The following is a 12,551-nucleotide window of genomic DNA, read 5'->3' as shown; positions in this document are numbered from 1 at the left end:
TATGCAAAACCGGCTTTACTTAAGATATTTTCATCGGAGTATTTATAAAATTATGCGACAAAGATAAGAATACTTTTTCCATATATCCAAATAGTATGCAAAATCTGTATTAAACCATGTCCCCTTTCCCGTTGTTATAAGGAAAAATGAAACGAGAAATGTCAAAACATACAAGCAAAAACACGCTCGAGCAGATCGAAACAACAGAAAGAGCCTGGTGGAAAGAGGCTGTTATATATCAAATCTATCCCCGTAGTTTTAAAGACAGTAATGGCGACGGTATCGGCGACCTGACCGGTATCCTTACTAAACTGGACTATATACAAAGCCTGGGTGTAGACGTAATCTGGCTAAATCCTATCTTCCTCTCTCCCAACGATGATAACGGATATGATATCAGCGATTATTACGAAATCATGAAAGAATTCGGTAATATGGAAGACTTCGACAGGCTGCTCCACGAAATCCATAAACGGGGCCTTCGTCTCGTACTCGACCTGGTAGTTAACCACAGCAGTGACGAACATCCCTGGTTTGAGGAAGCACGTAAATCGCGCACCAATCCCTATTATACTTATTATCATTGGTGGCCGGCCGAACAAGGAGAACCTCCTTTACGTCCCAGTTATTTCGATGAAGACGGTACTGCCTGGGCTTATAATAAGCAGACAGACTCTTATTATCTTCATTATTTCTCCCGAAAGCAACCAGATCTCAACTGGGAGAACCCTGATGTAAGACGTGAGATTTTCGATATGATGAAATTTTGGTTCGACAAAGGTATCGACGGCTTCCGTATGGATTCTATTTCATTGATTGCGAAAGATGTTTCATTCCCCGAAATAAACATAAAACAATTCCCCGGCTTATTCGAGTTTTATGCAAAAGGTCAACATCTGCATGATTATTTGCATGAAATGAACCGTGCTGTTTTAAGCCATTATGATTGTATGAGTGTAGGAGAAGGTTCTGCCGTACCGGTTGAAGATGTTGCCAAATTCGTCGATCCGGATCGTGAGGAGCTAAATATGCTTTATCATTTTGACGCAGCCCGTATCCGGAACACATCACTTCCTGATTTCCCGGACACAGGTATCGATTACAGCCTGATCAGTCTGAAAAAGATGTTCGCTGAATGGGATAAAGCGGTGGATAGAGGCTGGCCCTCCATCTATCTGGGTAACCATGACCAACCGCGTATGATTTCACGTTTCGGTAGCGACGATCCCCGGTTTCGTTCCGTATCCGCCAAAATGCTGGCCACTTTCCTGCTGACCATGCGCGGCACACCTTACTGGTTTGCGGGTGATGAGATAGGGATGTGTAATATATGTTTCGAAAACATAGACGATTACAACGACATCGATACAAAAAACAGATATAAGAGAACTGAAAAGGAAGGTGGAGATACACAAGCCTTTCTGGAAGAACAGAAACAAATCGGCCGTGATAACGCCCGCACCCCATTCCAGTGGGATAAATCTGCGAATGCCGGATTCACCACTGGAAAACCCTGGATAAAAGTAAATCCGGATTACCAGACTTTCAACGTTACTTCCGAAGAGAAAGAAAAAGATTCCATCTTGAATTATTTCAAAAAGGTCATCGCTTTCCGTAAAGAAAATCCAAACCTGGTATATGGTACATTTACCTTGCTGGATATAAATAATCCCAGAGCATTCCTCTACCTGCGGGAAAGTGAAGGCGACCGTTTTTTGGTAGCCCTCAACTTTACTCCTTTGGTTGCGATTGCCTTACCGGGATTTCTGCTGGAAGAGGTCGAGGTTGTTCTCTGCAATTATAAAAAGCCTATCGATATAGATGTGAAAGATGAGATCACATTACGACCTTTTGAAGCGATCGTACTGAAACTTCGTCCGAAAACAGAATCTTATATCGACTCACTAGATCTTCTCGAATAATATGGAATAGTATCCGGTATACGAAAAAATCAGGGACGGACAAACGATAACCGTTTATCTTCTTCTGCAAACAATATGGCTGTTTTCACTATTGCCAGGTGGGAATAAGCCTGCGGAAAATTTCCTAATTGTTCTTTCGTATCAAAATCAATATCTTCACTAAACAATCCCAAATGATTTGAATATTTCAATATTTCATCAAACAATTGCCTAGCCTCCTCTTTCCGTCCGGTAGCAAATAAGGCTTGTATCAGCCAGAATGTACAGATCGTGAAAGCAGAGGAAGGCATACCAAAATCATCCTCACTGTTATAGCGATACATCAATCCCTTATGGAAAAGGCCCTTTTTTACTGCATCTACAGTCTTTATATAGCGAATATCATCAGCACGGATAAAGCCGTAAGGCTCCATCAGTAACAGAGAAGAATCGAGTGAAAGGTTATCATAGGTTTGAGAGAAACTCTGTATTTCCTCTTTCCAACCATTTTCAAACACATCCTTCCGTATCTCGTCCGCCTCTTGTTGCCACCGTTCAATATAGACAGGTTTATCCAACATGGAGGCTATCCGTACCCCACGATCCAGAGCTACCCAGCACATTACTTTCGAGGAAACGAAATGACGGCTCTCCCCTCTTATCTCCCAGATACCCTTATCCGGTTTCCTCCAATCGACTATAACCATGGAAAGGATACTTTTCACCATTTCCCACATATCTTCTATTTCGTCCAATATACCGGGCATTAAACGATAATATTGGTAGATCAGGTCCATCAGATACCCAAAAGAGTCATTCTGTCGTTGATGATAGGCATCATTTCCGATCCGCACCGGCGTTGAATGTTTATAACCGGATAAATGGGATAAAATCGTTTCCGTTAATATTGTTTCCCCTCTTATTCCATACATGATCTGATAAGATTCATGACGGGCAACAAAAGTAGACTGGATAAAACGCATAAAACGTTTGGCCGCTCCTGCGTGGCCGATTTGGAACAAGGTTTCTATTGACATGGAGGCATCCCTCAGCCAGCAGAAGCGGTAATCCCAGTTACGTACGTCTCCAAGGGTTTCCGGAAGACTAGTGGTAAGAGCCGCCAGGACAGCTCCGTTATAATATGACATCAACTTCAGCACCAACAGGCTGCGTTCGATGACTTCGTTATATAAGGTATATTTCTTTGTCCGGTTTGTCCAGTTCAACCAGTAGACAAGTGTCCGGCAATATTCCAGCTTTTCCCGTTCGATATCGATGGGGATCACCTTCTCATTATAAGAAAGAAGGAAGAATTCGTCCTTTTCAAGAACGATCTCCTTCTTTCCGGTAATATGCAATAAGGGTATAGAAGAATACAAATATTGTCTGTCTTTATCTCCGGAGCAACAATACGTTTCAAGGTATTGCGAAGTCATATTATAGATGACCTCTCCCCGGGCATAATCGGGAGCCGGATCGTAATTAACCTTAAAATGGGGAGTTCCTTTCACAAGATGGATATAGCGATAAAGTTCAGCCGGAAGATAATGCTCATTCTCCCTGGAACGATAACAAGGCATGAAGTCTAATACCACAAACTCTTCCGTCTCCGAAAAGAAACGGGTAGAGAGGATATTGGTATGAGGAACGTATGTTTGTGTAATCTGATAACTTTCATCCACTTCGAAACCAAAACTTCCTCCTTTCTCCCTGTCGAGTAAACAGGCGAAGATGGACGGCGAGTCAAAATCAGGAAAACACAGCCATTCGATGTTACCTGTTTCCGAGATGAGTGCCGCCGTACGACAATTACCAATGACTCCATAATTCAGATTATTCATATCGTTTGTTTTATTTTATTTCCAAGTAATCCTTTGATAAATCCTAACGCTGCTTTCAACCGTTCTTTAGCATTCTCTTTTTTATCCGTTACATAAGGAACGGTAATATTGCGAAGAAACGGCAAGACATCCGACTGCAACGGTAAATTGAAGTTTGCGACTTCCGATACATTTCCGACCTTAATTGTTATCGTCTTTTTGGATAAGACACAAAACATGTCCTCATCCGTCGTATCGTCTCCGATCGCCAGAATAAAATCATAACGTTTTTTCAGTAGTAGCCGGTTCACTTCTGAACCTTTATTATATTCGGGGGATTTGATCTCAACCACCTTATCTCCTTGTATAATCTGCAAGTTCAGACGCATACAAATTGGATACAATGTATTGATCATCTGTTGAACCCTGAGAGAACCCAGCCAGACATCACACTCCCGGTAATGCCAGGCTAATGCCGTTTCTTTCATTTCCAGGCGTGAATGAGGTGTTTTTTCCACAAACTTATGCAGGATAAACAATAACCTGGTATCCCATTCTTCTTTCTTCTGATTCTTATGCCAAACCCCATCCTCTTTATAAAAAGCGCCGTGTTCAGCTGCAAAAGAAATCGGTAAACCACCCAGCCATTTTTCCAATGTCAAATGATCACGTCCACTGTTAATGACAATATGATTAGCCGGATCATCCGACAATTGTTTCAGAAAATCAAGCAATTCGCGGGTGGGTACGGCATCTTCCGGACGCGCTTCAAGAGCAGCCAGTGTTCCATCATAATCCAAAAGAATCAAACGTTGGCCGGCATTCCGGTAGGCTTGTCGGATTATTGCCGTCGTTTCTTTGGAGATCCGTTTGCTTCGAAGCATTTCATTTCTGCAGAATGTTTCGTTCAAACTATTCACAAAATCAGAAGCCCATTTGTCAACCGTCTGTACGGAAATAACAGCCTGCATACGTTGTAAACGTTCTTTCTGCTCTTCCACTGTCATTTCCAGGGCCCGACAGATAGTCTGTTCTATCTGTTCGGTATCATTCGGATTGATCAGTAAAGCATCTGTCATTTCGACGGCGGCTCCTGCCATTTCGCTTAATATCAAAACACCGGTCGTATCCGATTTGGCCGCCACATATTCCTTGGCTACCAAATTCATTCCGTCACGCAATGGGGTTACCAGAGCAACATCGGCAACGTAATACATAGCTGTTAGTTCCTCTAATGAAAAGCCGTGGTAAAAATAGCAAACCGGTGTCCAGTCCATTGTTGAGTAACGGCCGTTAATTGATCCGATCTCCTCGTCGATCCTGGTTTTCAGTTCTGCATAACTTCCTACGTGGTCACGGGAAGGGACAATCACCATAGCCAACGTTACCTTTCCATGATATTCGGGATGCTTTTCCAGGAAAGAGGCGAATCCCCATAGACGATGCAAGATACCTTTGCTGTAATCGAGGCGATCGACCGACAGTATCAGTTTGTTACTTCCAAACAATTTACGGGTCCGGTCAATAGCCGAGCGGACTTCGGGTTTCCTGGGTGCTTCGTGATAGAGTTCATAATTAATCCCCATCGGTAAAGCGTCCACCCGGACAATACGATCTCCCAACTGTATCTCATCCATCTTGAAATCGATATGGAGTACTCGTTCCACAGCACTGATAAAATGCCGCATATAATCATGTGTATGGAAGGCTATAAAATCCGCCCCTAGCAGCCCTTTCAGGATTTCCGCCCGTTCCGGCAAAATACGGAACAATTCATAAGACGGAAAAGGAATATGATGGAAATAGCCGATACTTAGTTCCGGACATGCTTTCCGTAACATAGCAGGAAGCAGCATCAACTGATAATCCTGTATCCATACCTGATCACCAGGTTTTACCCTACGGCATATTTCGTCACAAAAGAGTTGATTAACCTCCTGATAAGATTGCCAGAAGCTATTCTTATAAAGAGTATATACAAAGAAATAGTGGCATAAAGGCCAGATCGTACTGTTGCTATATCCTTCGTAATATTTTTCGATATGCGATCCGGATAAAAAAACTGGATGAAAGTTCATTACTTCTAGCTTGGAACCGATCTCTATCTTCTCTTCTTCTTTGTCTACACATATACCCGGCCATCCTATCCAATACTTTTCATAAGAAGTCCGTAGAGAATCCAAACCGGTAGTCAGCCCCCCCTCACTCCGGGAGAACACAAAGGCTCCATTCTGCTTAGCGACTTTAACTGGTAATCTGTTTGATATTATATAGAGTTTCATATTGATTACGAGGCAAAGACTGTGCCAAAACAGACCACAAAACACCTTTTAACTGATAATCAACAAGTTACAATACACATATATAAATGGAAAAATCCGACTCCCTTTTAAAATGGAAGTGTCTTTTTCATTTTGGAAGGGTTCTTAAGAACAATACAATCTATGAACCAGTAGATAAAATAAGACATCAATCAGTAGCCAGACTACAAAACGACAATTGCAACTGCAGAGTTGACAGATGACAGTTGAGCTTCGTGCTCGGTAAATAAATCGGTTGAAAGCCGAAATAACTGTCAACTGTCACTTGTCAACTTCAGAAATATTTCATTTCTGATAAGTGGTAAACCTACTACTCTTTCAAAACCACTAACACCTTCATTGGCCCATGAGCTCCCAGTACTAAAGCCTGTTCAATGTCGGCTGTTTTGGATGGACCGGAGACAAAGAAACCGTATTTATAATCGGAACCTTCTATCTGCCGGTAGGCTTCATGCATATTATTAACTAAAGCATCTTTATCAACAATAATTACCAGGGCTGTCGTGATAAAATAAAGTGCCTTGAACTTCACCTGCTGTGTTATCCACACGGCACCATTCTCTGCTACTCCGAAACAGCCTTCGACAACGGCAAGATCGGTATTATTCAACTCCCGGGGATCAGAAACGGAATCCGGGTCGAAGGTGGCACAAGTTATCTCCGGCAAGTTAGAACCGATACGTTTTACCTCCGGAAAATACCGATAGATCAATTCATTAATATCACTCCCCGGCTGCCATACGACAGTCTGACCGCCGGCTGCTTCCAGCGAATCGGAGAACTGTTTGAGCTTATCTTCGTAAGTGATCGCATCCAATGTGATTTCCGGTTGTTCGTAACGTGTTCCGGTATGATTGCGGATACGGAATAATATATCATCTTTTGTACTCATCTTATTTTACTTTGTTTTTCTTCCACATATCATTAAAAGACTCTTTGGCAAAAGTCGGTAGCTCACGTCCTTTCCCCCAGGCATTCAAACCATTGTATACCATAAAACGAGGTAGCTTATTAACCAACGGAGCAAACTTCAATGCCGTATTGAACAGCCCCGGACGTTCCATCAGGAACTTCATTCCACCGGACATCACCTTCTTCTCCTGACTAGCTTTACCAAACTTATCCAACCCCTGACGCCAACGATAAATCTGCTCGCCCAGATCGATCTTGACAGGACAGACATTCGAACAAGATAAACATAAAGAACAGGCCGATACATTATCCGAATATTCCACAGGATTCTTCAGCATACCTAAATTAATTCCGATCGGACCGGGAATAAAATAGGTATAGGAATAACCTCCGCTACGTCGATAAACAGGACAGGTATTCATACATTCCCCGCAACGGATACAGTTGAGCGTACGGATATGATCCGGCCTGGCCAGAATATCGCTTCGTCCGTTATCCACTATAATAATATGGAACTCACCTCCATCAGCCGGTTTGCGGTAATGGGAAGTATATGAAGTGATAGGTTGCCCGGTACCGGAACGAGCCAGTAAGCGGGTAAAGACTCCCAGAGCCTCCAGATTGGGAACAATCTTTTCCATTCCCATCACAGCAATATGCACTTTTGGAAAAGAGGTTCCCATATCAGCATTTCCTTCATTTGTACAAACAACTATCTCACCCGTGGATGCTACCGCAAAGTTCACCCCTGTCATGGCTACATCTGCATGCAAAAATTTTTCGCGCATATTCTTACGGACTTCATGTGTCAAGTAGGTCGGATCAAAGTTTCCTTTCTCCGTTCCCATCTCACGCTCCATCATTTCTCCAACCTGTTCACGTTTGATATGAATGGCCGGAAGTACGATATGGCTGGGAGTCAAGTGCATTAACTGAAGAATACGTTCACCCAGGTCACTTTCTATAATATCAAATCCTTTTTCCTGAAGATACTCATTCATACGGCATTCTTCGGTCAGCATCGATTTACTCTTTATCAGATTACGAGCACCATGCTGCTGAAGGATATTGTGGACGATTTCATTATGTTCGGCTGCATCTTTCGCCCAATGTACGATCGCTCCGTTTGCCCTGGCGTTTTCTTCAAACTGTTCCAGCAATGTATCGAGGTGGCTGTTTGAATACAGCTTAATATCACAAGCCAGTTCACGCAGACGTTCCCACTCAGGAAGCGAACGGCTCATCTTATCTCTCTTGGCACGAACCATCCAAAGTGTTTCGTCGTGCCAGGCTTCCTGTTTCCTGTTTTCAATGAAACGGGCAGCGGCTATTGAATGTTTTGTGCTCATAATCCAGCGGCTAATATTTGAGTAATATGGATCGTTTGGATGGGCAGATGTTCACGTTTGATAACACCTTCCATATGCATCAGGCAGGAACTGTCGGCACCGGTGATATATTCGGCACCGGTCTCCAGATGATCTTTTACCTTATCGTGCCCCATGCAGACAGATACTTCGGGTTCTTCCACGGCAAACATTCCACCAAAACCACAACATTCGTCTATGCGTTTCGGCTCTACAACTTCGATACCATTCACCAGTGCCAGCAAATCACGCAACTTAGAGAAATAAGGGACATTCAACTCACTGGGTGACGACAAATGTAATTCGCGTACGCCGTGGCAACTGTTATGGATACTTACTTTATGAGGGAAAACAGCCGGTAATTTATCCGGCTTTACGACGTCGTGAAGGAACTCACAGATATCGTATATCTTACCACTGTTCAGGCAAGCATGCCCTTCGTTTTTCAATATACCCGGATGATTTTCTTTCACGAAAGCGACACAACTGGCCGAGGGACCCACTACATAATCGTATTGCCGGAATAGTTCTTCCATACGAAGAGCCAACTTCAACGACTCATTCTCGAAACCGGCATTTGCCATCGGCTGACCACAACAAGTCTGGTCTAAAGGGTAATCGACATCCAGGCCCATGTGTTTTAAGAGTTTGTAGGAGGCTACGCCTACCTCCGGATACACCGCGTTGATATAACACGGGATAAATAATCCTATCTTCATATTGGTTGATAAATTATAACATAAATATAACCACCCTTGTTCCGGTTATGTTCTTCAAAATCGTTATTTATCTGCAAAACCCGATTACAATCCTTTTTACGATAAGATTACGGGATACAAAAAACGGGGCCATCAAAGCCCCGCTCTATATGATAATCATCTATTATTTATACTCCTGCCAACTCTTGATCTGAATATCGTCGATACTTAAAGTACAGAATGCTTCGATAAAAGCACTTGCCAGACGGGCATTCGTGATCAGTGGAACATTCAGGTCGGTAGCGGCACGGCGGATTTTGTAGCCGTTATCCAGCTCGCCGGCTGAAAGGTCACGTGGGATGTTGACTACCATGTCGATCTTCTTTTCATGCAACATGGTGAGTGCCTGCGGCTGTTTACCCTCTTCACTCGGCCAGTAAACCTGCGTGCTCGGGATATTATTTTCTTCCAGGAAACGGTGTGTACCACCGGTTGCGAATAAGCTATAACCTTTATTGGCGAGCTTCCGGGCTGCATCCAGCATCGCGACTTTCTGTTTCGGTGTTCCGGTAGATAATAGGATATTCTTTGCCGGGATACGCTGTCCGACAGCTAACATACTGGTAAGAACTGCTTCCGAAAGATCATCACCGATACAACCGACCTCACCGGTAGATGCCATATCCACACCCAGAACCGGATCGGCTTTCTGCAAGCGGTTGAACGAGAACTGGGAGGCCTTGATACCTACATAATCCAGGTCGAATGCATTCTTATGCGGTTTTTCGACAGGCAAGCCCAACATGATACGGGTAGCCAACTCGATAAAGTTTATCTTCAAAATCTTACTTACGAACGGGAAACTGCGTGAAGCACGGAGGTTACATTCGATCACCTTGATATCGTTGTCTTTCGCCAGATACTGGATATTGAACGGACCGGAGATATTCAATTCTTTCGCAATCTGCTTGCTGATACGTTTGATACGACGAACCGTTTCCACATACAACTTCTGCGCCGGGAACTGGATCGTTGCATCACCGGAATGGACTCCTGCAAACTCGATATGTTCGCTGATCGCATACATCACGATCTCTCCATGATCGGCTACAGCATCCATTTCCACCTCCTTGGCATGTTCAATGAACTGGCTTACTACCACCGGATGCTTCTTACTGACGTTAGCCGCCAGTTGCAGGAAACGTTCCAGCTCTTCCTGGTTGGAGCAGACATTCATAGCCGCACCACTCAGTACGTAACTCGGACGAACCAAGACAGGGAAACCGACTTCCTCTACAAATTGATTAATATCGTCCATGCTACTCAACTCTTTCCAGCGTGGCTGATCCACACCAATGCGGTCGAGCATGGCGGAGAACTTCTCGCGGTCTTCCGCATTGTCGATACTCTTCGCTGATGTTCCGAGGATGTTGACGTGCTGTTCGTCCAGACGCATCGCCAGGTTGTTCGGAATCTGGCCTCCGGTAGAGACGATCACACCGTGCGGATTCTCCAGTTCGAGGATATCCATTACACGTTCGAACGTCAGCTCATCGAAATAGAGGCGATCACACATATCGTAGTCGGTCGAAACCGTCTCCGGGTTGTAATTTATCATGACGGAGCGCCAACCTTCCTTGCGGATCGTGTTGAGTGCCTGCACACCGCACCAGTCGAACTCTACCGAACTACCGATACGGTAAGCACCCGACCCCAGTACCACGATAGAACGTCTGTCGCCAATGTATTGTACATCATTTTCCGTACCACCGTAAGTCAAGTACAGATAGTTGGTCTGTGCCGGGTATTCAGCTGCCAGCGTATCGATTTGCTTTACTACCGGAAGGATGCCACGGTATTTACGATCCTGGCGCACCTGAAGAATTGCCTTTTCACCGTCTTCCATCTGTTCTTTGAAGATGGCACGGGCAATCTGGAAATCAGAGAAACCTTGCTTCTTCGCCAGACGGAACAGGTTGTCAGGAATATCGATTATCCTGCTAAAACTTTCCAAAGTTCCCGCTGTCTGGATAATATTATATAGTTTCTGGAGGAACCATTTGTCGATCTTTGTCAGCTCATGGATCTGGTCGATCGTATAGCCGGCACGGAAAGCCTTGCTGATTACGAAAATACGACGGTCTGTCGGTTCATTCAACGCTTTGTCGATATCAGGGATCACCAGTTCCTTGTTTTCCACGAAACCGTGCATTCCCTGCCCGATCATACGCAGACCTTTCTGGATAGCTTCTTCAAACGTACGGCCGATAGCCATCACCTCTCCTACCGACTTCATGCTGGAACCCAATTCGCGGGCAACGCCGTGGAACTTACCCAAGTCCCAGCGAGGGATCTTACAAACCACATAGTCGAGTGCCGGTTCGAAGAAGGCGCTTGTTGTCTTTGTCACCGAATTCTTCAGGTCGAACAGGCCGTAACCCAGACCTAACTTGGCAGCAACAAAAGCCAGCGGATAGCCGGTAGCCTTCGAGGCCAGTGCAGAAGAACGGCTCAGACGCGCGTTCACCTCGATCACACGGTAATCTTCTGACTCCGGATCGTAGGCGTACTGAACGTTACACTCACCCACGATACCGATATGGCGGATGATGCGGATAGCCAGTTCACGCAGTTTATGATAATCCGTATTAGTCAGGGTCTGTGAAGGGGCGATTACGATAGACTCACCGGTATGGATACCTAGCGGGTCGAAATTTTCCATATTACAAACCGTGATGCAGTTATCGAAACGGTCACGCACCACTTCGTATTCCACCTCTTTCCAACCTTTCAGGCTCTTCTCTACCAATACCTGCGGAGAGAAAGAAAAAGCTTTTTCAACCAGTACATCCAGTTCCTCTTCATTATCGCAGAAGCCCGAACCCAGACCACCCAGCGCATAAGCAGCACGCACAATCACCGGATATCCCAGTTCGGCTGCGGCACGACGGGCATCGGCTACATTCTCCACCGCTTCGCTCTTAATCGTCTTTACATCGATCTCGTCGAGCTTGCGGACGAAAAGTTCACGGTCTTCCGTATCCATGATGGCCTGTACCGGAGTACCCAATACACGTACGTTATATTTTTCAAGCACGCCGCTCTGATAAAGAGCCACCCCGCAGTTCAGCGCCGTTTGTCCGCCGAACGCCAGCAGGATACCCTCGGGACGTTCCTTTTCGATCACTTTTTCCACAAAAAAAGGAGTAACGGGCAGGAAATAAACCGTGTCCGCAACTCCCTCCGAAGTTTGTACCGTTGCAATGTTCGGATTGATAAGCACCGTTTGAATACCTTCTTCCTTGATGGCTTTCAATGCCTGGCTGCCTGAATAATCGAACTCGCCCGCCTCACCGATCTTGAGGGCACCGGAACCTAGTATCAGGACTTTCTTTATATCTTCTTTCATATTGACCTTATTTTTCTTGTTAACACTTTTTAGGCGCACTGACTCACCAACGTTGGTGAGCCTGGCTCGCTGCCTCCGGAGAGGGATTGTCACTGCCCCCACTTAGGAGGTGTCTCTGCCGTT

7 protein-coding genes are annotated in these 12,551 nt (G+C 44.8%); 1 reads left to right on the top strand and 6 read right to left on the bottom strand.

What is annotated here, in order from left to right; all coding sequences use genetic code 11:
- The first annotated feature begins 158 nt into the window (after positions 1-158).
- The gene (locus BQ7394_RS08085; RefSeq protein ID WP_075556987.1) at positions 159-1,922 is read left to right on the top strand and encodes a glycoside hydrolase family 13 protein; all 1,764 of its coding nucleotides are present in this window, start codon (positions 159-161) and stop codon (positions 1,920-1,922) included.
- Positions 1,923-1,951: 29 nt separating this feature from the next.
- On the opposite strand, the gene BQ7394_RS08080 is transcribed toward BQ7394_RS08085, so the two are convergent.
- The 6 genes from BQ7394_RS08080 to carB form a co-directional block, all read right to left on the bottom strand.
- Positions 1,952-3,742: a glycoside hydrolase family 15 protein gene (locus BQ7394_RS08080; RefSeq protein ID WP_075556986.1), complete on the bottom strand. Its 1,791-nt coding sequence runs from the start codon at positions 3,740-3,742 to the stop codon at positions 1,952-1,954.
- Positions 3,739-6,003 carry a bifunctional alpha,alpha-trehalose-phosphate synthase (UDP-forming)/trehalose-phosphatase gene (locus tag BQ7394_RS08075; protein WP_075556985.1) on the bottom strand — a complete coding sequence of 755 codons (2,265 nt, stop codon included), beginning with the start codon at positions 6,001-6,003 and terminating at the stop codon, positions 3,739-3,741. The genes BQ7394_RS08080 and BQ7394_RS08075 overlap by 4 nt, the downstream gene beginning before the upstream one ends.
- Before the next feature lie 349 nt (positions 6,004-6,352).
- Positions 6,353-6,934 (bottom strand): LutC/YkgG family protein, encoded by a 582-nt coding sequence (locus BQ7394_RS08070; protein WP_075556984.1) that lies wholly within the window; start codon positions 6,932-6,934, stop codon positions 6,353-6,355.
- 1 nt (position 6,935) lies between these two features.
- The gene (locus BQ7394_RS08065) at positions 6,936-8,303 is read right to left on the bottom strand and encodes a lactate utilization protein B (RefSeq protein WP_075556983.1); all 1,368 of its coding nucleotides are present in this window, start codon (positions 8,301-8,303) and stop codon (positions 6,936-6,938) included.
- Entirely contained in the window at positions 8,300-9,040 is a 741-nt protein-coding gene (locus BQ7394_RS08060) for a (Fe-S)-binding protein (RefSeq protein ID WP_075556982.1), read from the bottom strand. Before BQ7394_RS08060 ends, BQ7394_RS08065 begins: the two co-directional genes overlap by 4 nt.
- Before the next feature lie 163 nt (positions 9,041-9,203).
- Positions 9,204-12,428, bottom strand: a complete 3,225-nt coding sequence (gene carB, locus BQ7394_RS08055) for a carbamoyl-phosphate synthase (glutamine-hydrolyzing) large subunit (protein WP_075556981.1) — start codon at positions 12,426-12,428, stop codon at positions 9,204-9,206.
- Between the last annotated feature and the right edge of the window lie 123 nt (positions 12,429-12,551).

It is taken from the genome of Parabacteroides timonensis (genome assembly GCF_900128505.1).
Lineage (GTDB): Bacteria > Bacteroidota > Bacteroidia > Bacteroidales > Tannerellaceae > Parabacteroides > Parabacteroides timonensis.
This window is presented reverse-complemented; position numbering and strand designations above follow the sequence as displayed.